The organism is Pseudomonas sp. BIGb0164, assembly GCF_024810135.1.
In the GTDB taxonomy this organism is placed as follows: domain Bacteria; phylum Pseudomonadota; class Gammaproteobacteria; order Pseudomonadales; family Pseudomonadaceae; genus Aquipseudomonas.
This window is the reverse complement of sequence record NZ_JANUEA010000005.1, coordinates 349,242-373,036: the sequence shown is the minus strand read 5'-3', so window position 1 is coordinate 373,036 and position 23,795 is coordinate 349,242. Positions and strand designations below refer to the sequence as shown.

Genomic DNA, 23,795 nt, shown 5'->3' with positions numbered 1-23,795 from the left:
TGATCCCCGGACGTTCAATGTCCGGGGGCTGGTTCTGATGAATGAAGAATGTAAGAAATATTGGCGAGTGGGTATGGCTTGTCCGCCGGGGCTACCCCTGTCATCGCCAGTGGAATCCTCGTTAACGACTCCAGAGGCGCTCGGCGCTTCAGGTGAAAGTGTCTGCCCACCCCGCATCGCATTTGGTACGCAGCCCAAGGGCGGCGTGCTCATTCCCGGATATGACGCGCCCGCGCTTCCCCTCAAGCCTCCCCGTGACCCATCGTTATCACTGATCGCCCTGAGTGGCGTTGACCCTTCCGGGCCGGTGATGGTGGAAGTGCCTCTAGTGCAGAACAACACGACCTTTACGGCCTCACAGGCCCTGGCAGGCAGGCGCTTGGGATTCGCCGACCGGTGGGTACGTGGTCATGAATATGAGCAGATCCAACACACTGCCGCCTTCCTGAAAGCGCTGGGCGTTTTGCGTCGCGCTGGGGCGCAACTGGTGGCCGTGCCTGCTCAGCGGCCCGACGAAACCTTGCGCGTTAACCAGCAGACTTACAACGAAATCGATGCCCATGTGAGCGAATATCGCTTGGACGCACTTGTGTCCGATAGCCATAACGCGGCGTTTCATACGGCCTGTTGGAACGGCTATCCGCGTGTTGGCGAACCCTTGGGTGAGGGGGAGATGTTGTGGTTCTACGGTACGCGCTGGTCCGCGGATGCGTTGATGGCGGTGATGCAGGCTTATCGCAGGGCTTGTTGTCTGTCAGAAGGTCGGGGATAGCGCACACACTGCAGTGAACAATCCCACTCAGTGGACTATTCGCGTCTTGCAGCTGGAAAGGAGAAGGCTTTTTAGACTGGCACCCGGACCCACAGGGGCCCTTCGTTGTTTCTTACCCTTCCCAAAAGGTGCTTCATGTTTGGAATTAGTCCTGTCGTTGTCGGTGCATTTGTTCACGTCGCTGCTCGTTCAAAAAGCCCCCTTACTTTTCCGGCGCCTCCCAAACCCGTGCCACCTGGAACCGAGTACGCCAGCGTAAGTGAGTTACGCGAGCAAATGAGCAAGCCAGGCGCAATGACTTCGGTTGATCTGGTCTACCACCTGCAGGAACGCATTCGTCAGCAAAACCCTGAGTTGAATGCCGTCATTGAGCTCAACCCCCATGCGCTGGAAGATGCGCGCAAGTTGGACCGTGAGCGTGCTGAGGGCAAGGTTCGCGGGCCTTTGCACGGCATCCCCGTCTTGATCAAGGACAACGTCGAGACAGAAAGCATGCAAACCAGCGCGGGGGCTTTTGGCCTGGTAGGTGAAGCAGCCGGAAAGAATGCACCGCTCGTCCAGTACCTGCTTGACCAGGGCGCGGTGATCATCGGTAAAACCAACCTGACTGAGCTGGCCGGGTTTCGCGGTGGTGCCGATGGCTGGAGCAGTCGTGGGGGGCAAACCCTTAACCCGCACCGCCGGGATGCCGATGTTGGCGGGTCCAGTTCCGGATCGGCCGCGGCCGTTGCCGCCGGCCTGGCGCCCATTGCGCTAGGGACCGAGACCAACGGCTCGATCATCGTGCCAGCGGCGCTCAATGGCGTGGTGGGGCTCAAGCCCAGCGTCGGCTTGCTGGACCGCAACGGCATTATCCCCGCCAGCCATCATCAGGACGTACCGGGCCCCATGGCGCGTTCGGTGTTCGATGTCGCGTTGATGCTCAACGCAATGTCAGGTCGTGACCCCAAGGATCCTGCCAGCGTTGGCGCCCCCGAAGGCATCGACTACACAAAAGCGCTCGTCCCGGGGGCCTTGATCGGCAAACGCATTGGTTATCCCGCCAACTTTATTGTGGAGGGCAAACCGGTACCGGTGGCTAACAGTGCACAGTTCACCCAGACCCTCAAGGTCCTAAAGGACGCAGGTGCAATCCTTATACCTGTGAATGTGCGAATAGCCGACAACTCCGGGTACGAGGATTTGCTGCTCTCGGATGTGAAAGAAGAGATGAATACGTATTTGAGGCAGCGCTCCGGTTTACCCGTCAAGTCGCTGACTGAACTGATCAAGTTCAACGACGAACGCGACGGGACAGAAAACGATCACCAGCCGACGCTGCGGCAGATTGATGGCTCGACCCTTACGCCTGAAGAGCGTGCTGAGAAATGGAGCGTATTGATCAAGGATTTTCGCGATACGGTGGATCAGCCGATCGAACAGGAAAAACTGGATGCCATGGTGGCCGATTTCGAAACCGGCACTTACTTTGGCGTAGCCGCAGCAGGGTACCCGGGCATTACAGTGCCTTCCGGCACCGATGAGGACGGACTGCCGACCAGCGCGTACTTCTTCGGTACCCGCTGGTCTGAGCCTGCATTGCTGGCCGTGGCCCATGGCTATGAGCAGGCTGCCAAGACTGCCTCCAAGCCAGGGCTCATATAGGTCAGATGTTTTCGAGCCCATAGCGTAGGGCCGGCCTTTGATGGGAAAGGTTCGGTCCCAGGGCCAGACGTGTGGATTCATAGGCGTCCCAGTCCTGGGTGTTTGGCAGCGAAGGAATGGTGACTTTCTCGCCCAGGGCCAGGCCGGCAAGAGCAGCGTCTACCAGGTTCTCGGCGGTCATGATCATGGCTTCGGGCAGGTTGCTGATCGGTAACCCGGCAACGTCCCAGAACTCGGTCGCCGTCGCGCCCGGCAGTACCACCTGAACGGTCACGCCCTTGTCACTCAGTTCATGGTCCAGGGATTCGCTGAATGCTTGCACGAACGCCTTGGAGCCGCTGTATACGCCATTGAGCAGCTTTGGCGCGACCGCAACAATGGAGCCGATGTTGATCAGGGTGCCGCGCCCCTGAGCCACGAAGTTGGCGGCGGCAGCCTTGGCCAAGCGTGTCAGAGCCAGGACGTTAAGCAGGATCATGGCGTCCATTTTGTCGGCATCCGACGCCAGCAGTGGAGCGGTAGCGCCGACCCCGGCATTGTTCACCAGCAGGCTGATGCGGCTGTCGTCCTGCAGGATCTGTTCGATCCGGGCGAGGTCGGCAGGCAGGTTCAGGTCGGCTGCGACTACCTGTATTTCTCGTTGGGTCTGCGCCGCCAAACGTTGCGCGAGCTGTTCCAGCCGCTGCCTGTTGCGCGCCACCAGAATAAGGTCGTAACCCTGACGGGCCAGACGGTCGGCATAGATAGCACCAATGCCGGATGAAGCGCCGGTGATCAGCGCAAAACCTTTGGATTGACTCATTGCAGTTGCTCCAGGATGACCGAGGAAGGAATTGGTCTTGTCTGGCTCAAGATTATGGGTGTAATGTTGTGGCCGCAATGTCGTATATCCCTCCTTTAAAGACATGGGGTTTGGCCATGGTGTCCGTCGGTATTCTGTTGTTTCCCGGGTTCCAGATGCTCAGCTTGAGCACCAGCACCGTGTTTGAATTTGCCAACCTGGAACTGGAGCGCCCGTTCTATCGCGTGGACCTGGTGTCGGAGTTCGGTGGGCCGGTCAAGAGCTCCATGGGCTTTGCCATTGACACCGTGCCCTTTGGGCAGCACCGCTATGACACGCTGTTGGTGGTGGGGGATAACGAAGTGCTGCAAGCGTCTGCAGGCATGCTCACCTACCTGCAGCACGCCATGCTGACCTCACGTCGCGTGACATCGGCCTGCACCGGCTCTTTCCACCTGGCGGCGGCCGGTTTGCTGGACGGGCGCAAGGCAACCACCCACTGGTACCACGCTCGCGCATTTCGCCAGGCATATCCCAATGTGAAGCTGGAAGAAGACCGGATCTTCACCGTCGACGGCCCGCTCTGGACCTCCGCTGGCTTGACCGCCTGCCTCGACCTTGCACTGGCCCTGGTCGAACATGATTTGGGTGTTGAAGTGGCGCGTGCGGTGGCCCGCAAACTGGTGATTTACCATCGCCGTGCGGGTGGCCAGTCGCAGTTCTCGGCGTTGCTGGAGATCGACCCAAAGTCCGACCGCGTACAAAGCGCCCTGGTTTACGCACGGCAACACCTGCAGGAGGACTTGTCGGTCGACCGCCTGGCCGAAGTTGCCCACTTGAGCCCACGTCAGTTCAGCCGCCTGTTTCATGCCGAAACCGGCCAGACCCCGGCCAAGGCAATCGAACGCCTGCGGATTGAAGCGGCGCGCCTGATGCTCGAATCCGGTGACCATCCCATCGACATCATCGCCCGTGACACCGGCTTCGGTGACCCGGAGCGCATGCGCCGTGCCTTCCTGCGTGCCTTCGGCCAACCGCCGCAGATGATGCGCCGGGCGTTGCAACTGCAGGCCTGAGAATGAAGCCCGGTTACGCGCCATTCGGTTGAGGGTTCTGGGGATCAAAAGCGGCTGTTGAGCCCATCAGTCGCGAAATGATGCCTTGGGCGGCAGGCTCGGTTGGCGCGCTGTCGAACCGGCGTGCACTCATTCCCCACCCCGGCGCAAACCCGGGAAAGAACACCAACCCTTCAGCCTCCAGGCGAAACGCCATGGCCAGGCGGGTGTCATCGTCCACATCACCCTGGCCTTCGAACTGTTGAACGGCACTCACCGGCACATCGGCCTGGCGGGCCAGGTCTTCACGGCTCCAACCCAGCATCGCGCGGGCCTGCACACTGTGCTTGGCGGTGAATTGGTGCAGGACAATCTGTTGTTCTACGAAAGAGCTCATTGCCAGAGAGGACATGGGGATTCTCCAGGAGTGGACGGGGAGGACAAACTATACTGTGTTTTTGTACAGTTGTTTTGACCGCTCATCAACTGGATTCTTAAAACCCCACTATTCCAGCCCTGGCGCCTCCCGGATGATCAGATGATCCAGGTTCTCGATATTGGCGCTGAACACACCAAACGTCTGCTCGGGGTTTTTCTTGCTGGGCACTTGCTTGAGCTCAGGTGTCACGCCGTAGAAAAAGCAGTAAAGGGCGCGCTCGCTGTCCACTGCTGCCTTGATCTGTTCCAGGAAGGCCGTGCGCTTGCGGTAGTTCTCGATGAGTTTTTTGCTCAGGTAGACATTCACCGAATAGGGCTTCTTGTCGAGCCATACCTTTTTTTCGAAGTCGATGCGAAAGCTGCTGGTGTAGTCCTTGATCGCCTTGATCTTGCCCCAGTAGATCAGCCCCTTGTTGTCTTGCAGGTATTCGATCTTCTTGAAAAACGTCCAGTAGGTGGCGGTGTGGTCGCCGATCTTCAACGGCATGGACTTGAGCTTGTCCTTGTCGTCGATGTTCGACACGTAGCATTCCACCGGGTGGGCGAACACGCTGGTCCTGTCGGGCGTATCACTGGCGTTGTGAGAGGTGGCGACGCGGTTTGAGGGGGCTTTCGTCGGCTCCTGTGGGGCGCTGCCCTCGGTGCCGGTCAGCGGTGCCTTGCGTTCGTACTGACGCCGGGTGAGCACGAATTCCGACGGGAAATTGTCCTCGCGTTCGTCATCCCCTTCACCCGTCGCCGTCTTGTGGCTGCTGGCGTAGCGGCAACCGTCGATATGCCGGGTATTGACCTTGTTCTTGAAGTGGGGTGTGCGCTGGTAATTGACGTTCTTGGCGTTGAATGTGCTCAAGGCATTGCCGGTGTCGAACGCCGCGCGGCATTCGTCGTTGGGGCACAGGAAGCGGTCCTTGTCGGAATCGAAAGCGGCGGTTTCGTCGAAATTCAGGTCTCGTACGTCATAGATCGACAGCTTGTCGTCGAGAGTCAGGCTGTAGGCCGTGTCGAATTTCATGGGGCTCGGGTCCGTGAGATGAATAGCCGGATACTACGCAAATTTTCGCGACCCTGGAGATCAAAAATGTGGGAGCGGGCTTGCTCGCGAAAGCGGAGTGTCAGGCGAAAAGTTGTGTACTGATGCGCCGCTTTCGCGAGCAAGCCCGCTCCCACATTAGACTTGAGGTGTGGCTGCTACACGCCGCCCGCTCAAGAAACACAACGTTCCACCCACTGCTGTGAGCCCGCTTAGCGCATAGAACATCGCCGTCGGCGCCGCATGGATCAACAGATACCCGCAAATCACCGGGCTCAGCGCCCCGCCAAACGCCGCCAGGTTCTGCGCGCCGTAATAACTGCCGCGCAGCGACTCGGGGGCGAGGGTGTCGATGAACAGGAATTCCGAAGGGAAGATGATCATCTCGCCCAGGGTGAACACGAACATCGCCACACACCACGACAGCAGGCTGTCGGCCTGGCTGAAGCCGATCAGCCCAGCGATGAACAGCGCGGTGCCCAGCAGGATCCAGTAACGCAACTGCTCACGCTTGAGAAAGCGGCCGATCTGGTATTGCAGCAGCATCACCGTGATGGCGTTGCAGGCGAGGATGGCGGACAGGATTTTCAGTGCATCGTCCGGGTTGTGAATCACCAGCAGGAACTGCGACAGGTACAGGGTGTAGCGGCCGTACACGATGGTGCTCAACAGGCTGCCACTGGTGAACAGGACCAGGCTGCGGTCGTTGCGCAGGGTTTTGAGGGTGGTCAGAAAACTCAAGGGTTTGGTGCTTTCATCACGCTGAGTCGGCGGAATGCCGATCATCAGGAACACGCTGACAAACGCGATGGCGCTGGACAGCATGAACGGCAGCAGCGGCATCTGCCCGGCAATCACCACACCCACCATGGGGCCGGTGGCGTAACCGATATTGGTGAGGGTGTAGCGCAGGGAAAACACCTTGGCGCGTTGGTCGACCGGCAGGTTCTCGCTGATGATCGCCTTGGAACCGATCAGGAACAGGGCAGACGCCGACTCGGTGATCACGAGCGTCAAGGTGGTGAGGTAGAGGTTGCTGGCAAAGGTCAGTAACAGAAAACCGATGGAGCTGGACAGCATCGCCAGGATCAGCAGCTTGCGCTTTTCCATGCGATCGATGACGTAGCCGCCATACAGGCCCATCAAGGTGGCGGTGAATACCGCGATGCCCATCAGCAAACCGATGTCTTGCTGGTTGAGGCCCAGGCGGTTGCTCAGCAGCAGGGTCATCAGCGGGCTGGTCATGGCCCGGCTGATCACGATGGTCAGCGAGCAGATCATCAGGCGGCGGATTACCAGGGAGTAGGTGGCCACGGTGGAGGCGAGCGTCCTTGTTATTTCTCAATACAACTCAAATCAGGAGTGAACACAGATCAACTGTGGGAGCTGGCTTGCCTGCGATAGCGGTGGATCAGGCAATGAATATGCAAGCTGACCTGCCGCCATCGCAGGCAAGCCCGCTCCCACATTTAGATCAGGTTATTGGCCGGAGTTGATGGTGATTTTTTCTACCGCACCTTGCTCCAGGTCCCACTTCTTCAGGATCTTGCCGTAGGTGCCGTCATCGATCATGCCCTGCAACGCCTCGCTGATCGCCGTGACCAGCTCAGTGTTGCTCTTCTCGATCCCAAGCCCAGTGAACTGCTTGGAAAGCGCCAGGCCCACCGGCTTGTATTTACCCTTGTCCAACGACATCAGGTACGGAATGGTCTCGCTGCCCTGCATCGCCGCGTCAAGGCGGTTCTGCTGCAACTGTGCCCGTGCGTCCGCCGAGCCTTCGGTGCCGATCACCACGATTGCCGGCTTACCGGCGGCTTCGCAGTTTTCCTTGCTCCACGCGGCAATTTCCGACGGCCAGGTGGTGCGACGGCTGGTGCCGACTTTTTTACCGCACAGGTCAGTCAATTCCTTGAGGTCTTCACGCTTGGCCAGGGTGTAGAGCTGCGGGCCGCTGGTGAAATAGTCGATGAAGGTCACCGCCTTTTGGCGCTCGGCGGTGTCGCTCATGCCCGACAACACGATGTCCACGCGCTTGGTGGTCAGGCCGCTGAGCATCTGCTCGAAGCCGGTTTCCTGCCACTTGATCTTCACGCCCAGGCGCTCGGCCAGGGCGTTGCCCAGGTCGAAGTCCAGGCCGGTGAGTTGGTTGGTGGCGGTGTCCTTGAAATCCATCGGCGGGTAGTTCGGCACGATGGCCGCGCTGATCTCACCCTTGTCCTTGATTGCCGCCGGCAATGCCGCGAAAACAGCGGAGGAGGCCATCAGGCCTGCGAGCAACGTTGGGATAAACAATTTTTTCATGGGGGCGTTCTCGTTTGTTTTTTAGTTAAGTGCGAACGGCAGAAATAAAGCTTTGGGTACGCGGGTTTTGTGGGCTTATTAGAATTTCTTCGGGGCTGCCGGCTTCCACAATCTGGCCGGCATCCATGAACACCATGCGGTTGGATACTTCGCGGGCAAAGCCCAATTCATGGGTGACCACGATCATGGTCATGCCCGTGGTAGCCAAATCACGCATCACCGACAGCACTTCGCCTACAAGCTCCGGGTCGAGGGCTGACGTGGGTTCGTCAAACAGCATCAACTTGGGGCGCATCGCCAATGCACGGGCAATCGCTACACGTTGTTGCTGGCCGCCGGACAGCTCGACCGGGTAGGCATTGCGTTTGTCCGCCAGGCCGACGCGTGCCAGCAGCTCCAGCGCGTCTTCGATGGCTTCCTTCGGCGAGCGCTTGAGCACCTGGCACGGACCTTCGATGATGTTTTGCAGGACGGTCATGTGCGGGAACAAATTGAAGCGCTGGAATACCATGCCAGTCGCCAAACGCTGGCGGGCAATCTGCGATTCGTTCATCTCATGCAGCTTGTTGCCGACGACGCGGTAACCCACCAGTTCGCCGTCGACCCATAGGCCGCCCTTGTCGATCTTTTCCAACTGGTTGACGCAGCGCAGCAGGGTGCTTTTACCGGAACCTGACGGGCCGATGATGCACATCACTTCGCCTTGCTCGACTTCGATATTGATGTCGCGCAGCGCGTGATACTGGTCGTAATACTTGTTCAGGTTGACGGCCTTGACGATGCTTCTCATGGGGCAAATCTCCTCAACCCAGGCTTACGAACGCTTGCCGGCGCCGCGGGCAAAACGACGCTCGAGGCGGCTTTGACCAAATGAAAGAACAGTCACCACCGCCAGGTACCAGATGCCGGCCACGATCAGCAGCTCCATGACCCGTGCGTTGGCGTAGTAGATGTTTTGTGCGTTGTGCAGCAGCTCCGAGTACTGGATCACGCTGGCCAGGCTGGTCATTTTCACCATGCTGATGAACTCGTTGCCTACAGGCGGAATGATCACGCGCATCGCCTGGGGCAGAATCACCCTACGCAGCGCCTGCAGGCTCGGCATGCCGATGGACTTGGCGGCTTCGTATTGGCCGGTGTCCACCGACAGCAAACCGGCGCGCACCACCTCGGCGGTGTAGGCGCCCTGGTTGATGCTCAGGCCCAGCAGGGCGGCCACGAACGGCGTCATCAGGTCGACGGTGTCGATGCTGAACAGGCCGGGAATTGCGATCACCGGGAAGATCAACGCCAGGTTGAACCACAGCAGCAGTTGCAGGATCAGCGGCGTGCCGCGAAACAGCCAGGTGTAGGTGATGGCCACATAGCGCAGGATCGGGTTGGCCGACATGCGCATGATCGCCGTGATCACCCCGATCACCACGCCCAGCGCCATGGCCAGGATCGACATGACGATGGTGTTCACCAGGCCCCACAGGATGGCCTCAGACGTGAGGAACTGCCCGATGTAGGACCATTCGATCTGGCCGTTGGCGAATGCGCGCAACAGCGCGGCCAATACGATCACGATCAGCGTGGCGAAAAACATCCGCCCGTAATAGCGACGCGGCACGTGCTCGTACTGCGTGATATCGAACTGGTTCTCGGACAACTTGCGCTCGGCTTCCAAGCGCTCTGCCGGGGTTTGGTTCATGGTGATTCTCCAAAAAGCGATTACCGCTGTACTCGGTGTAACGGTTGAAACCCGATCCAATGTGGGAGCTGGCTTGCCTGCGAAAGCGCCCGACCAGCCACCTCAGCACCTACAGGCTTAAATGCGAAATCCCTGATAACTCTCTGTCCATTTCTGCTGTTCGGCCAATGCCATTTTCAACCGCTCAATCTGCTCCTTAACCCGCTCCGGCGCCGTCCCACCCCACCCACTGCGCGCCGCAATCGCCGCTTCCAGGGTCAGGCAATCCCGCACCTCGGGCGTCAGCCGCGCATCCACCTCCGCCAACATCGCCGGCGAGGCTTCCCACAATTCAATTTCATGCTTCTCACAGGCCTGCACCAAGGCGCCTGTAATCTCATGGGCTTCTTTAAACGGCACACCACGGGTCGCCAACCAATCCGCCACCTCAGTCGCCAAGGTGAACCCCATCGGCGCCTGACGCCGCAGCTCTTCCACCTGCACCTTCATGGTCGCAACCATCCCGGCCATCGCCGGCAGCACCAGCAGCAGGGTGTCTACGCTGTCCAGCACGCTGTGCTTGTCTTCACTCAAGTCGCGGTTGTAGGAGAGTGGCAACGACTTGAGCGTCGACATCAACCCGGTCAGGTTGCCAATCAACCGTCCAGCCTTGCCCCGCGCCAGTTCGGCAATATCCGGATTCTTTTTCTGCGGCATGATCGAGCTGCCCGTAGCGTAGGCATCGTCCAACACCACCCAACGAAACTGGCGCGACGACCACAGGCAAAACTCTTCAGACAAGCGTGAAATATTCACCCCGAGCATGCCCGCCACAAACAAAAACTCCGCCACATGGTCACGGCTAGCGACTGCGTCGATAGAGTTTTCGCACGGGCCGGTGTAGCCCATTTCCTTAGCCGAGTGTTCCGGCTGGCGCGCGATCGCCGACCCAGCCATCGCCGCCGCACCCAACGGCGACAACGCCGTACGCGCATCCCAATCCACCAGGCGCTGCACATCGCGCAACATCGACTGGGCATGGGCCAGCAAGTGGTGGGCGAACACAATCGGCTGCGCCTGCTGCAAGTGAGTGAAGCCCGGGCAGATGCTCTCGATATGCTGCTCAGCTTGCTCCACCAACGCCTGCTGCAAACCCAACACCTCGGTGGTGATGGTGCGCGCATGGTCACGCAGGAAAAGGCGCAGATCATTGGCGGTCTGGTCGTTGCGCGAACGCCCGGCACGCAGCTTGCCGCCCAGGGCGCCGAGGCGCTCGGTCAATACGCGTTCGATGAAGGTGTGCACGTCCTCGTCATCCTGCGTCGGATGCAGGTTGCCGGCGGCGAAGTCGTTGCCGATACCGTCCAGGGCCTCCAGTGTGCGCAGGGTTTCCGACTCATCCAGCAAACCGGCGCGCTGCAGCTCACGGGCATGGGCGCGGGAGCCGGCCAGGTCGTAGGGCGTCAGGCGGAAATAGCGCTCAGGGCAACGCGACAGCGCGGCCAGTGCAGCAGACGGGCCGGTCTTGAAACGAGCGCCCCAAAGGCGGTCGGTGGGCTGGGACATGGGTGTTCCTCACGCTTGTTTTTAGAAGAGTCGGAGGCAGTCAAAACGTAAAAAGTCCTGATCGTAGTGTCAGGTTTTGCAGGGCGTTAAATCAGCCTCTGTGTGCTGTTCAACCCGCTATATTCAAGGTTGCCAAGGGCCGATGTTTACGGCCATTATCGCCGCCTGGCTATGTTCAAGGATTGGGTTAAAGCCTGTTGAATATGGCACTTGAGGTCAACGCGTATTATGGAAACCCCACTTTCCACTTCTGGAAACATACCGCCCAAACCCGGCACACGCCCGCCCCTGCAACTGAGCGGGCTGGACTTCAAATTGCTGCGCGTGTTCATGGCCGTGGTCGAAGCCGGCGGCTTCAGCGCCGCGCAAAACGAGCTGAACGTGGGCCTGGCGGCCATCAGCAAACAGATCTCCGACCTGGAAATCCGCATCGGCATGCGCCTGTGCACACGGGGCCGGGAAGGTTTTGGGCTGACCGAAGAAGGCAAGCTGGTGTATCAGGCGTCCATCGAGTTGTTCACCTCGGTAGACAGTTTTCGCGACAAGCTTAGTTCGGCGCAAAACGAGCTTATTGGCGACCTTAGTGTGGGCGTTATTGATAACACCATGTCCGACATTAACTCCCCGCTCATTGCGGCGCTGGGGAAATTACATAGCGAATCGCCGAAAATTAGATTGCGCCTACATGCCTCTCAGTTAGACGAAGTTGAGCGTGGCGTAGTGGAAGGGCGCTTGATTGTCGGCATCGTGCCCGTGTACCAGCGTCGTGAAGAATTCGACTATTTCCCGCTGTACGAGGAAAAAGCCCACGCCTACTGCGCCGTAGGCCATCCGCTGTTCAATGCGAGTGAAATCACACCGGACGTGCTGCGCCACTACGAAGTGGTCAACCATCGTTACGCGATCCATCGCGACAAGGCCAACTTTGTCACTTACGACAGCCAGTCCGCCTCGGCGTCGCAAGTGGAAGCCGTCGCCATTCTGATCCTCACCGGTCGGTTCCTCGGTTTCCTGCCCGAGCACTACGCAACCCCCTTGGTCAGGGAAGGGCGCCTACGCGCACTGTGCCCGGAGCAGGTGCACCTGAGCACAGTCTTCAACCTGATCCTGCGCCACAACGCCCCGCGCAGCCCGATGGTAAAAGCCTTCGCCACAGCCTTGGGCGTAGACCTCAAGGCAGCGACATGAACGCCGCCGAACACCGGTCAACAGGCTGACAAAGCCCAAATGTGGGAGTTGTCGAGCCCCAGCAAGGCTACGAAGGAATCGCCTCGGTCCACCTGCTGAAACCATGCCTCTGCATCAACCCCTAGCACCCCATGCTAGTGCGCTACCCAGCCCGACACCGATCAAAAGGTGGGAGCTCTCGAGCCCCAGCGAGGCAGCGATGGGATCGCCTCGGTCCACCTGCCAACCCCACCCACCCGCATCACCCCTGCAACCGGGCCCGCTTCTTCTTCGAATGAAAATGCCGAAAATGCGCATCCTGCGCCGCCGCCAACAACTCCCGATCCCCACGGGTATCGCCCCAGGCCCTCAGTCGATACTCGCCCAAATCCCCATACACCGCCTCAAGCCGTAGCACCTTGTTCTCGCACCGGCAATTATTCCCGGTGAGCTTGCCGGTCAACACCCCGTCTACCACCTCAAGCTCAGTGCCAATCAACTTAATCCCCAGCCGGTTCGCAAACGGCTGCAACACCAACGCCGGCGACGCCGAACACAGCGTCACTACCGCCCCGGAAGTCACCTCATCGGCCACCGACTGCAAACCGCTCGGGCGCATCAATTTGTTCCAGTACGCCTGGCAGTACGCCTCAGCCTTCTGCTGAACCCACGCCTTCTCCACCCCCGTCATAAAGGTGCGGATCAACTGCGCCTTCAACTCATCCCGGCTGATCTGCCGCACCAAAAAACGCAGCCCCGGCACCGCCAGCTTGAGCATCCGGCCATAGAACTCACCGGGGCCGAAGGCGAATTTGAGGAAGGGCACAAAACTGTCGTGGTGGGTCAGGGTGCCGTCGAAGTCAAAGACGGAGAGTACTTTGGCGTCAGCGGGGCCGGCTTCGAGCATGTCTGGGTTCACGGGTTGGCCTCGGTCCTATCTAATCAATGGGGTGATGCATCAGCTGTGACAGCAAGAGTTTACTCGCGTATCAATCTTCCGATTTTCGAGTAAAGCCCAGCGGTGAACGCCTCCCGATCGCTCGACCGGTGACAACGCTGATGGCAATTGGGGCACAAGGCTACAGCATTGGTGATGCGATCCGAACCCTTCTGGGCGAGGTGCTTGACGTGATGTACTTCAAGAAATGGCTGGCCATCGACCTCAAACGGCGCATTGGTGTTGCAGCCTTCGCAAATGCCCTTGGCTTCTTTTAGCACCCAGGCGCGCACCTTCGGGTCGCGAACGAAGGAGGTGGTCACGGTGGCGACCTTCTGCGGCTGCACGATGCCGTCAGGTACTTTATGGAAGGTTTGCTTCTGTAGCTTGGACGCGCGGCGGATGAGCGTTTGCTCATCGGCGGTTTGGGCGGTGTCATCCGATTCAAAAATACCCTGGGCATTGAGCGCCTGTCGGATGCGCAGCTCAACGCCTGTGCCCACGTTCTTCGCAGGTTTGTAGCCTACGATGCGCTCCAACCCCATCCGGTCGAGCACGGTGGAAATATTTTGCATGCGAAACTCAATAGAACCTTTCGCCCGACCCGCCACAGGACCTTCGCGTAGCAGTCGGTTTTCATGGGCTTTATTGAAAGGCTGGTTGTTCTGCTCCCACGCCAGCATCTTCAAGTAGGCCGCTACCGCCGCTGCTAGCTCAGCGTCGCTCCAATCCGTTTTGTCTTTCGTAATATCCATACAGCCGCCGAGGGTAGAAAACCCTCGGACGATACTGAGTGGCCATTATGGCGTCTACGAAATTTCCTACTGCGAATGAGTGGCTGTCCTACATCTTCAATTTTTACCATAAAAAAACCCCGGGAGTATTCCCAGGGCTTTTTAGTGTTTCAGAGCATGGAGGTATTAGTCCCAGCTCAACGCCCCGCCAGTCTGATACTCGATCACGCGGGTCTCGAAGAAGTTCTTCTCTTTCTTCAGGTCCATAATCTCGCTCATCCAAGGGAACGGGTTGGTCGTCCCTGGATACTCTTCCTTCAACCCAATCTGCGACAAACGACGGTTGGCGATGAACTTCAAATAGTCTTCCATCATCGCCGCATTCATGCCCAGCACCCCACGAGGCATGGTGTCACGCGCATATTCAATCTCCAGCTGAGTCCCCTGCAGGATCATCTGGGTCGCTTCTTCTTTCATCTCGGCATCCCACAAATGTGGGTTTTCGATCTTGATCTGGTTGATCACATCGATACCGAAGTTCAGGTGCATCGACTCGTCGCGCAGGATGTACTGGAACTGTTCCGCCACGCCGGTCATTTTGTTGCGGCGGCCCATCGACAAAATCTGGGTGAAGCCGCAGTAGAAGAAGATGCCTTCCAGGACGCAGTAGTAGGCGACCAGATTGCGCAGCAGTTCTTTGTCGGTGTCGACGGTGCCGGTTTCGAACTTCGGATCGGAGATCGAGCGGGTGTACTTGAGGCCCCAGGCTGCCTTTTTGGCGACCGATGGAATCTCGTGGTACATGTTGAAGATTTCGCCTTCATCCATGGCCAGGGATTCGATGCAGTACTGGTAGGCGTGGGTGTGGATCGCTTCTTCGAAGGCCTGGCGCAGGATGTACTGGCGGCACTCCGGGTTGGTGATCAGGCGGTACACGGCCAGCACCAGGTTGTTGGCAACCAGGGAGTCGGCGGTGGAGAAGAAGCCGAGGTTGCGCATGACGATGCGACGTTCGTCGTCGGTCAGGCCTTCGGGGTTTTTCCACAGGGCGATGTCGGCGGTCATGTTGACCTCTTGCGGCATCCAGTGGTTGGCGCAGCCGTCGAGGTACTTCTGCCAGGCCCAGTCGTACTTGAAGGGTACGAGTTGGTTGAGGTCGGCGCGGCAGTTGATCATGCGCTTTTCGTCAACGGCGACGCGGGCGGAGGCGCCTTCGAGTTCGGCGAGGCCTTCGGCGACGTCGAGGCTGTCGAGGGCGGCCTTGGCGCGCTTGATGGCGGCGGAGTCACTGGCGGTGACGGCGCGGGCTTCGATGGCGGCAGCGGCGCCGGCACCGTCGAGGCGGTCCATGTTGGCTTCGGTGGCGTGGCCGGCGTTGGCGCCTTTGGTGGCTACTTCGCCTTCTTCTTCTTCTTTGTCGAATTCGTCCCAGCTCAGCATGACGTGTCGTCTCCTGCGTGAGGGCTCAAAGGTGCCCGTGTGAAACCGGATGGTTGGGTGTTCACACGGCCCTGAGGCCGCGGTGGATCTTAAGGAATCGTTTGTTGCAACAGCTCGCGCAGGCAAATAAACGGAATTGGGTTACGGGTTCTGCGTGAGGCTTGAGGTGCGGAGCGCTAGGTGCATGCTCCAGCGGAGGCCTCAGGTCTGGCTCTTCATCCCAGTGTAAAGGGATATTGCAGGCCCGATTTACCCGCGCATTATAGGGAAAAAATCGGGTTTGTGTTGCGGCGGATGGTCTCGGATCACAGACAAAAAGCCTGCTATTTGAGCCAGAGTGAGGGTTTACAGGGGTTTGGTGGGGTGACAGGCGGTGGAGGTATTTTGTTGAGCCTGGAGGAGGGGGTGTAGCTGATTGCATCGGTGTGGCGGCTACCGCCATCGCAGGCAAGCCAGCTCCCACATTGGGATAGGGGAATTCAGGGGGAGGGTTCTTGGCCGCAAGAACGATTTCTTGCGGCGGCCAAGATCCGGGTTTACAGCGAACTTGAGAAGTTGTTATCCGTTAGAGCAACCATTGCCCATGACTTGGTATTTAAGAATATGTCGTTGGCCTTGCGAGTCTTCATATTCCATTTGTACCGGTACAACTTCGCAGACTTCTGGAACCGTACTCATGGACACTACTTTGGCAACGTCCAGGTGGGTGCTGTAAGTGTAGTCTTCAACAATCGGGGTATTGCGGCCAGCTACGTCAGTCGCGGCCTCGTCGGCCAGGGCGGCGGTGGCGCACAAGCTGCTGAGGGCCATAACTACTAAAGCTTTCATTTCTCTATTTACCTTATTGAGGTCGAAGTGGGTCACGGGGCCCTTGTGAGGCCACGTGTGTAACTTGGGGTTGGAAAGTTCGGATTAACGTTGCCTTCGTGGGGGCTGTTACGTTGTTAATCACAGTGTCGCGTTGACGGAATGAATTTTAGGCTCCCGGGTTATATTCATATACCCGTGCTTTTGATAAACACTATTGGCGGTTTTTGTAACAATCCCGTGGTAAAGCTTTTTTCATCAAGGCGCAAAGCGCCACGGGCTGCGGGCCAGAGCCGTGAACGCACATAGCAGGGCAAAATGTAGGGGCTTGTTACTACCATCGTCGAATGGTTCTATGGGGCAGCCCCGGCTACAACGGGGCATACAAAAACAACTATTGTCACCGAGGTAAGAAAGATGAGTGCGGCTTCCCTGTACCCCGTTCGCCCCGAAGTAGCAGCCAACACGCTGACCGACGAGGCGACCTACAAGGCCATGTACCAGCAGTCGGTGGTCAACCCCGACGGTTTCTGGCGCGAGCAAGCCAAGCGCCTTGACTGGGTCAAGCCTTTCACCGCGGTGAAGCAGACCTCTTTCGACGATCACCATGTCGATATCAAATGGTTTGCCGATGGCACCCTGAACGTTTCCTACAACTGCCTGGACCGTCACCTCGCCGAGCGCGGCGATCAGGCAGCCATCATCTGGGAGGGCGACGACCCTTCCGAAAGCCGCACCATCACCTACCGCGAATTGCATGAAGAAGTCTGCAAGTTCGCCAACGCCCTGCGCGGCCAGGATGTGCACCGCGGCGACGTGGTGACTATCTATATGCCGATGATCCCCGAAGCCGTGGTCGCCATGCTGGCGTGTACCCGCATCGGTGCGATCCACTCCGTGGTGTTTGGTGGCTTCTCGCCGGAAGCCCTGGCCGGTCGCATCATTGACTGTCGATCGAAGGTGGTGATCACGGCCGACGAAGGCATCCGCGCCGGTAAGAAAATTCCGCTCAAGGCCAACGTCGACGACGCCCTGACCAACCCGGAAACCAACAGCATCCAGAAAGTCATCGTGTGCAAGCGCACCAATGGCAACATCAAGTGGAACCAGCACCGCGACATCTGGTACGAAGACCTGATGAAAGTGGCGGGCACCGTGTGCGCGCCTAAAGAGATGGGCGCCGAAGAAGCGCTGTTCATCCTGTACACCTCCGGCTCCACCGGCAAGCCGAAGGGCGTGCAACACACCACCGGCGGCTACCTGCTCTACGCGGCCCTGACCCATGAGCGCGTGTTCGACTACCGCCCGGGCGAAATCTACTGGTGCACCGCCGACGTCGGCTGGGTCACCGGCCACACCTATATCGTCTACGGCCCGCTGGCCAACGGCGCGACCACCTTGCTGTTCGAAGGCGTGCCGAACTACCCGGACATCACCCGGGTGGCGAAGATCGTCGACAAGCACAAGGTCAACATCCTCTACACCGCGCCGACCGCCATCCGCGCGATGATGGCTTCCGGCACCGCGGCCGTGGAAGGCGCCGATGGCAGCAGCCTGCGCCTGCTGGGGTCGGTGGGTGAGCCGATCAACCCGGAAGCCTGGGACTGGTACTACAAGAATGTCGGCCAATCCCGTTGCCCGATCGTCGATACCTGGTGGCAGACCGAAACCGGCGGCAACATGATGAGCCCGCTGCCAGGCGCCCATGCGCTCAAGCCGGGGTCGGCGGCACGGCCGTTCTTCGGCGTGGTGCCGGCGCTGGTGGATAACCTGGGCAACCTGATCGAAGGGGCGGCCGAGGGTAACCTGGTGATCCTCGATTCGTGGCCGGGCCAGGCGCGTACGCTGTACGGCGACCATGACCGCTTTGTTGATACTTACTTCAAGACCTTCCGTGGCATGTACTTCACCGGTGACGGTGCGCGTCGTGACGAGGACGGTTACTACTGGATCACCGGGCGTGTGGACGACGTGCTGAACGTGTCCGGCCACCGCATGGGCACCGCCGAGATTGAAAGCGCCATGGTCGCCCACCCGAAAGTCGCCGAAGCGGCGGTGGTCGGTGTGCCCCATGACATCAAAGGGCAGGGCATCTACGTGTATGTCACCCTCAAGAACGGTGAAGAGCCGAACGAAGCGCTGCGCCTGGAGCTGAAAAACTGGGTGCGCAAGGAGATCGGGCCGATTGCCTCGCCGGATGTGATCCAGTGGGCACCGGGCTTGCCGAAGACGCGTTCGGGGAAAATCATGCGCCGTATCTTGCGCAAGATCGCCACGGCGGAATATGACGGGTTGGGCGATATCTCCACCCTGGCCGATCCGGGCGTGGTGGCGCATTTGATTGAAACGCACAAGACCATGAACGTCGCGTAAAGCGAGGCTGGTCAGATAAAGCCCCATTCGGTGTAGGCCGGATGGGGCTTTTTTGTGAGGCGCGGTTCGATACCACTGAAGAAACCGGGTCATTGTGGGAGCTGGCTTGCCTGCGATGAGGGTGTATCAGGCATAGGTGGGCTAACTGACAGATTGCCATCGCAGGCAAGCCAGCTCCCACAGTTGGCGTGCATCTCAAATCAAGGTCGGTGGGCTGTCTGACGGCGTTACTCAACGCAGAGGCCAATAAATATCGGTTTCCCTTGTGGGAAGTTTCTGAATGTTACCGCGCCCCCTGAATGTGTAACCCTACGCCCAAACATGAGGCAATGTGCTACGCCAGTGCCCCGAAAACCCCCGTTCCAGACACCCCCAGAAATAAGATTAAACGCCAGACTTGCCGTGCTAGAAGGGTTTGCGAATAATAGGCCCGCAATTTGCAGCATCAACAGGTTTAATATCTTTTGTCTCTGCATAAAATCCAGGGACTGTCAATGTGCTGGAACCGCTTTCTCAGTGCTTCTGTAAATTGTTGTCGCATTGAGGAAATATCGGCTTCCGGCCTGTCGTTAGAATGCCGATCACTCGCTCGTCGTCGCAGGCGTATAGCCCGCGTAGGACGCAGCACCGCTATTCGGTTTCACTTAAGTCGCATCGTGGGCCCCGGCTCATACTGCTTTTTGCCCTATACCGATGGAGTCCCAAGATGAAGAAACTCGTGCTGTTGGGCGCCCTGGCGCTGTCCGTGCTGTCCATGCAGGCTTTCGCTGATGAGAAGCCCCTGAAGATTGGTATCGAAGCGGCTTACCCTCCGTTTGCCTCGAAGGCGCCGGATGGCAGCATCGTGGGTTTTGACTACGACATCGGCAACGCCCTGTGCGCAGAGATGAAGGTCAAGTGTGTATGGGTCGAGCAAGAGTTCGACGGCCTGATCCCGGCGCTGAAAGTGCGCAAGATCGACGCGATCCTGTCGTCCATGTCCATCACTGAAGACCGCAAGAAGTCCGTGGACTTCACCACTCGCTACTACCTGACCCCGGCGCGCCTGGTCATGAAGGAAGGCACCACCGTCAGCGACAGCCTGGACGAACTCAAAGGCAAGAAAATCGGCGTGCAACGCGGCTCGATCCACGATCGTTTCGCCAAGGAAGTCCTGGCTCCGAAAGGCGCCACCGTCGTGCCTTACAGCTCGCAGAACGAAATCTACCTGGACGTGGAAGCCGGTCGCCTCGATGGCACCGTGGCTGACGCGACCCTGCTGCAGGACGGCTTCCTGAAGACGCCAGCCGGTAAAGGCTACGCGTTCGTGGGCCCACAGTTCACCGACGTCAAATACTTCGGCGACGGCGTAGGCATCGCGGTGCGCAAAGGCGACAAGGCCGAGCTGGACAAGATCAACGCAGCCATCGCGGCGATCCGTGCCAACGGCGAATACAAGAAAATCCAGGACAAGTACTTCGACTTCGATATTTACGGCGCTGACCCTAAGTAACTCGTCGCAGCTGTCTGTCCGCAATGGCGCAAGCAACAGAATTCCTGAGGTTTGCGCCATTTTTTCATCCCCCTTTTCGAGGACCTGAATCATGTTGAAAGGCTACGGGGCCGTCATCCTCGATGGCGCATGGTTGACGCTTCAGCTCGCCTTGTCGTCCATGGCCTTGGCCATTGTTCTGGGTCTGATCGGGGTCGCGTTACGCCTGTCGCCGGTGCGCTGGTTGGCCTGGCTGGGTGACCTGTATTCCACCGTGATCCGTGGGATCCCGGACCTGGTGCTGATCCTGCTGATTTTCTACGGCGGTCAGGACCTGCTCAACCGCGTCGCGCCGATGCTCGGCTACGACGACTATATCGACTTGAACCCCTTGGCCGCCGGTATCGGCACCCTGGGTTTCATCTTTGGCGCCTACCTCTCGGAAACCTTCCGTGGCGCCTTCATGGCCATTCCCAAGGGCCAGGCCGAAGCCGGCATGGCGTATGGCATGAGCCCGTTCCAGGTGTTCTTCCGGGTGATGGTGCCGCAGATGATTCGTCTGGCGATCCCCGGGTTTACCAACAACTGGCTGGTACTGACCAAGGCCACCGCGCTGATCTCGGTGGTGGGCCTGCAAGACATGATGTTCAAGGCCAAGCAGGCGGCAGACGCCACCCGCGAGCCTTTTACCTTCTTCCTCGCAGTGGCGGCGATGTACCTGGTGATCACCAGCGTTTCGTTGCTGGCCTTGCGTCATCTTGAGAAGCGCTACTCGGTAGGCGTAAGGGCGGCTGATCTATGATCTTCGACTACAACGTCATTTGGGACGCCATGCCGCTGTACCTCGGCGGCTTGTTGACCACCCTGAAACTGCTCGCCATCTCGCTGTTCTTCGGCCTGCTCGCCGCCTTGCCCCTGGGCTTGATGCGTGTGTCCAAGCAGCCGGTGGTCAACGGTGCAGCCTGGTTGTTCACCTACGTGATCCGCGGCACGCCGATGCTGGTGCAGCTGTTCCTGATCTACTACGGCCTGGCCCAGTTTGACGCGGTGCGCGAAAGCTTCCTGTGGCCGCTGCTGTCCAGCGCGACGTTCTGTGCGTGCCTGGCGTTTGCGATCAACACCAGCGCCTACACCGCCGAGATCATCGCCGGCAGCCTCAAGGCCACGCCCAATGGCGAGATCGAAGCCGCCAAGGCCATGGGCATGTCGCGCTACAAGCTGTACCGCCGCATCCTGCTGCCGTCGGCCCTGCGCCGCGCACTGCCGCAGTACAGCAACGAAGTGATCATGATGCTGCAGACCACCAGCCTGGCCTCCATCGTCACCCTGATCGACATCACCGGTGCCGCGCGCACGGTGAACGCCCAGTTCTACCTGCCGTTCGAAGCCTACATCACCGCCGGCGTGTTCTACCTGTGCCTGACCTTCATCCTGGTGCGCTTGTTCAAGATGGCCGAAGGCCGCTGGCTGAGCTACCTGGCCCCACGGAAGCATTGATATGGAACGTATCGATCATCGGTTGCCCTGGGGTCACCTGGGCTGCGAGCGCCAGCTGAGCGTGTTCCGTTTCGGCAGTGGCGAGCGCAAGGCCTATATCCAGGCCAGCCTGCACGCCGATGAATTGCCCGGTATGCGCGCCGCGTGGGAGCTGAAAAAACGCCTCACCGAGCTGGAACAGCAAGGCGCCCTCAATGGCGTGATCGAGCTGGTACCGGTGGCCAACCCGATGGGCTTGGGGCAGTTGCTGCAAGGCAGCCACCAGGGCCGTTTCGAGATCGGCAGCGGCAAGAATTTCAACCGTGATTTCGTCGAGTTGAGCGAGCCGGTGGCCGAGTTGCTCAAGGGCAAGCTGGGGGATGATCCCCATGCCAATGTGCGCCTGATCCGCCAGGCGATGAGCGATGTGCTCAACGCCTTACCGGCGCCGAGCAGTCAGCTGCAAGGCATGCAGCGCTTGTTGCTCAGCCACGCCTGTACCGCCGACGTGGTGCTCGACCTGCATTGCGACGCCGAAGCCGCACTGCACATGTACGCGCTGCCCCAGCACTGGCCGCAGTGGCGTTCGCTGTCGGCGCACCTGAATGTCAAAGTCGGCCTGCTGGCGGAAGACTCCGGCGGCAGCTCGTTCGATGAAGCTTGCTCGTTGCCGTGGTTACGCCTGTCCCAGGCGTTCCCCGAGGCGCAGGTTCCATTGGCGTGCCTGGCGACTACCCTGGAACTGGGTGGCCAGGCGGACACCGGGCGCGACGAGGCGATCTTCCACGCTGAAGGCATCCTCGCGTTCCTGGCCGAACAAGGCTTGATCAAAGGCGAATGGCCCGCACCACAATTTGAACCCTGTGAAGGCTTGCCCTTCGAGGGCACTGAATTGCTGTTCGCCCCTCACGCCGGGGTCATCAGCTACCTGCGTAAAGCCGGTGACTGGATCGAAAAAGGCGAGGCGATTTTTGAAGTGATTGATCCTCTGACCGACCGCGTGAGCATTGTCTGCGCGGGCACGTCCGGGGTGTTGTTTGCCGTTGAACGGCTACGTTATGCCCAAGCGGGTTTCTGGCTGGCCAAGGTGGCGGGGCGCGAAGCGCTGCGTCACGGGCGCTTGCTCAACGACTGACCACCTGTTTTTGTGAGAACCGACCGCATGTACAAACTTGAAGTCCAAGACCTGCATAAACGCTATGGCAGTCATGAAGTGCTCAAAGGTGTGTCCCTGGCCGCCGCGGCCGGTGATGTGATCAGCATCATCGGTTCCAGTGGTTCGGGCAAAAGTACCTTTTTGCGCTGCATCAACCTGCTGGAGCAACCCCACGCCGGCAAGATTCTGCTCAACAACGAAGAGCTGAAACTGGTGGCCAACAAGGACGGCGCCATGAAGGCTGCCGACCCCAAGCAACTGCAGCGCATGCGTTCGCGCCTGTCCATGGTGTTCCAGCATTTCAACCTGTGGTCCCACATGACCGCGCTGGAAAACGTGATGGAAGCCCCGGTGCATGTGCTGGGTGTGTCGAAGAAAGAGGCCCGTGAAAAGGCCGAGCATTACCTGGCCAAAGTCGGCGTGGGTCATCGCAAGGATGCGTTCCCCGGCCACATGTCCGGTGGCGAGCAGCAGCGCGTGGCGATCGCCCGTGCCTTGGCGATGGAGCCTGAGGTGATGCTGTTCGACGAACCCACCTCGGCGCTCGACCCGGAGCTGGTCGGCGAAGTGCTCAAGGTGATGCAGGACCTGGCCCAGGAAGGCCGCACCATGGTGGTGGTGACCCACGAAATGGGCTTTGCCCGTGAAGTGTCGAACCAGCTGGTGTTCCTGCACAAAGGCATCGTCGAAGAGCGCGGCAACCCGCGTGAAGTGCTGGTGAACCCGCAGTCCGAGCGTTTGCAGCAGTTCTTGTCCGGCAGTTTGAAATAATCAAGGCTGCTTTTGTGCACTGAAGTAGTGCATGCTTCACAGCTTTGAAATTGACCTCAATCCCCTGTGGGAGCTGGCTTGCCTGCGATAGCGGTCTATCAGAAACAGATGTGCCCACTGACCGACCGCTATCGCAGGCAAGCCAGCTCCCATATTGGATCTCCACATGTTTTGAGATTTGTGTTCGTTTACCGGCTAGCATTG

The 23,795-nt window shown here is 59.1% G+C and carries 22 protein-coding genes; 10 read left to right on the top strand and 12 right to left on the bottom strand.

Going from position 1 to position 23,795, the window contains the following annotated elements; all coding sequences use genetic code 11:
- Window positions 1-37 precede the first annotated feature (37 nt).
- On the top strand, window positions 38-772 hold the full coding sequence (locus tag M2394_RS15965) for a hypothetical protein (protein WP_259173113.1): 735 nt from the start codon (window positions 38-40) through the stop codon (window positions 770-772).
- A 135-nt stretch (window positions 773-907) separates the two neighbouring features.
- Window positions 908-2,416 (top strand): amidase family protein, encoded by a 1,509-nt coding sequence (locus M2394_RS15960; protein ID WP_259173112.1) that lies wholly within the window; start codon window positions 908-910, stop codon window positions 2,414-2,416.
- Between the two features lies 1 nt (window position 2,417).
- On the opposite strand, the gene M2394_RS15955 is transcribed toward M2394_RS15960, so the two are convergent.
- Window positions 2,418-3,218 carry an SDR family oxidoreductase gene (locus M2394_RS15955; RefSeq protein ID WP_178925438.1) on the bottom strand — a complete coding sequence of 267 codons (801 nt, stop codon included), beginning with the start codon at window positions 3,216-3,218 and terminating at the stop codon, window positions 2,418-2,420.
- A 116-nt stretch (window positions 3,219-3,334) separates the two neighbouring features.
- Here M2394_RS15955 and M2394_RS15950 point away from each other — a divergent pair, with 116 nt between their 5' ends.
- Window positions 3,335-4,273 (top strand): GlxA family transcriptional regulator, encoded by a 939-nt coding sequence (locus tag M2394_RS15950; RefSeq protein ID WP_178925440.1) that lies wholly within the window; start codon window positions 3,335-3,337, stop codon window positions 4,271-4,273.
- A gap of 13 nt (window positions 4,274-4,286) precedes the next feature.
- On the opposite strand, the gene M2394_RS15945 is transcribed toward M2394_RS15950, so the two are convergent.
- From M2394_RS15945 to argH, 7 genes are all read right to left on the bottom strand, one after another.
- Complete coding sequence (locus tag M2394_RS15945) at window positions 4,287-4,664, bottom strand: helix-turn-helix transcriptional regulator (protein ID WP_259173111.1); 378 nt, start codon at window positions 4,662-4,664, stop codon at window positions 4,287-4,289.
- A 93-nt stretch (window positions 4,665-4,757) separates the two neighbouring features.
- A complete protein-coding gene (locus tag M2394_RS15940) occupies window positions 4,758-5,702 on the bottom strand; it encodes a hypothetical protein (protein ID WP_178925444.1) in 945 nt (314 codons plus the stop codon).
- A gap of 156 nt (window positions 5,703-5,858) precedes the next feature.
- A complete protein-coding gene (locus M2394_RS15935) occupies window positions 5,859-7,034 on the bottom strand; it encodes an MFS transporter (protein WP_178925447.1) in 1,176 nt (391 codons plus the stop codon).
- Window positions 7,035-7,199: 165 nt separating this feature from the next.
- The gene (locus tag M2394_RS15930; protein ID WP_176997973.1) at window positions 7,200-8,021 is read right to left on the bottom strand and encodes an ABC transporter substrate-binding protein; all 822 of its coding nucleotides are present in this window, start codon (window positions 8,019-8,021) and stop codon (window positions 7,200-7,202) included.
- 25 nt (window positions 8,022-8,046) lie between these two features.
- Window positions 8,047-8,811 (bottom strand): amino acid ABC transporter ATP-binding protein, encoded by a 765-nt coding sequence (locus M2394_RS15925; RefSeq protein WP_010208290.1) that lies wholly within the window; start codon window positions 8,809-8,811, stop codon window positions 8,047-8,049.
- Between the two features lie 24 nt (window positions 8,812-8,835).
- A complete protein-coding gene (locus tag M2394_RS15920) occupies window positions 8,836-9,714 on the bottom strand; it encodes an amino acid ABC transporter permease (protein WP_016974698.1) in 879 nt (292 codons plus the stop codon).
- Between the two features lie 117 nt (window positions 9,715-9,831).
- Entirely contained in the window at window positions 9,832-11,259 is a 1,428-nt protein-coding gene (gene argH, locus M2394_RS15915) for an argininosuccinate lyase (protein ID WP_259173109.1), read from the bottom strand.
- A gap of 228 nt (window positions 11,260-11,487) precedes the next feature.
- Between argH and M2394_RS15910 the strand changes: the two genes are divergently transcribed.
- Window positions 11,488-12,447 (top strand): LysR family transcriptional regulator, encoded by a 960-nt coding sequence (locus M2394_RS15910; protein WP_259173108.1) that lies wholly within the window; start codon window positions 11,488-11,490, stop codon window positions 12,445-12,447.
- A 241-nt stretch (window positions 12,448-12,688) separates the two neighbouring features.
- On the opposite strand, the gene M2394_RS15905 is transcribed toward M2394_RS15910, so the two are convergent.
- The 4 genes from M2394_RS15905 to M2394_RS15890 form a co-directional block, all read right to left on the bottom strand.
- A complete protein-coding gene (locus M2394_RS15905; RefSeq protein WP_259173107.1) occupies window positions 12,689-13,333 on the bottom strand; it encodes an HAD-IB family hydrolase in 645 nt (214 codons plus the stop codon).
- A 71-nt stretch (window positions 13,334-13,404) separates the two neighbouring features.
- Window positions 13,405-14,118, bottom strand: a complete 714-nt coding sequence (locus M2394_RS15900; RefSeq protein WP_178925461.1) for an HNH endonuclease — start codon at window positions 14,116-14,118, stop codon at window positions 13,405-13,407.
- Window positions 14,119-14,283: 165 nt separating this feature from the next.
- Complete coding sequence (locus M2394_RS15895; protein ID WP_259173106.1) at window positions 14,284-15,537, bottom strand: ribonucleotide-diphosphate reductase subunit beta; 1,254 nt, start codon at window positions 15,535-15,537, stop codon at window positions 14,284-14,286.
- Window positions 15,538-16,095: 558 nt separating this feature from the next.
- On the bottom strand, window positions 16,096-16,365 hold the full coding sequence (locus tag M2394_RS15890) for a DUF2790 domain-containing protein (RefSeq protein ID WP_178925465.1): 270 nt from the start codon (window positions 16,363-16,365) through the stop codon (window positions 16,096-16,098).
- Window positions 16,366-16,761: 396 nt separating this feature from the next.
- Between M2394_RS15890 and acs the strand changes: the two genes are divergently transcribed.
- The 6 genes from acs (at window position 16,762) to M2394_RS15860 (ending at window position 23,591) form a co-directional block, all read left to right on the top strand.
- The gene (acs, locus tag M2394_RS15885; RefSeq protein ID WP_176997966.1) at window positions 16,762-18,717 is read left to right on the top strand and encodes an acetate--CoA ligase; all 1,956 of its coding nucleotides are present in this window, start codon (window positions 16,762-16,764) and stop codon (window positions 18,715-18,717) included.
- 706 nt (window positions 18,718-19,423) lie between these two features.
- Window positions 19,424-20,209: an ABC transporter substrate-binding protein gene (locus tag M2394_RS15880; RefSeq protein ID WP_178925467.1), complete on the top strand. Its 786-nt coding sequence runs from the start codon at window positions 19,424-19,426 to the stop codon at window positions 20,207-20,209.
- A 91-nt stretch (window positions 20,210-20,300) separates the two neighbouring features.
- Complete coding sequence (locus tag M2394_RS15875; RefSeq protein WP_016973726.1) at window positions 20,301-20,990, top strand: ABC transporter permease; 690 nt, start codon at window positions 20,301-20,303, stop codon at window positions 20,988-20,990.
- A complete protein-coding gene (locus tag M2394_RS15870; RefSeq protein ID WP_176997965.1) occupies window positions 20,987-21,685 on the top strand; it encodes an ABC transporter permease in 699 nt (232 codons plus the stop codon). The genes M2394_RS15875 and M2394_RS15870 overlap by 4 nt, the downstream gene beginning before the upstream one ends.
- A 1-nt stretch (window position 21,686) precedes the next feature.
- Window positions 21,687-22,799, top strand: coding sequence for a succinylglutamate desuccinylase/aspartoacylase family protein (locus tag M2394_RS15865; protein WP_259173105.1), 1,113 nt, complete (start codon window positions 21,687-21,689; stop codon window positions 22,797-22,799).
- Window positions 22,800-22,826: 27 nt separating this feature from the next.
- Window positions 22,827-23,591: an ABC transporter ATP-binding protein gene (locus M2394_RS15860; RefSeq protein ID WP_016973723.1), complete on the top strand. Its 765-nt coding sequence runs from the start codon at window positions 22,827-22,829 to the stop codon at window positions 23,589-23,591.
- Window positions 23,592-23,795 lie beyond the last annotated feature (204 nt).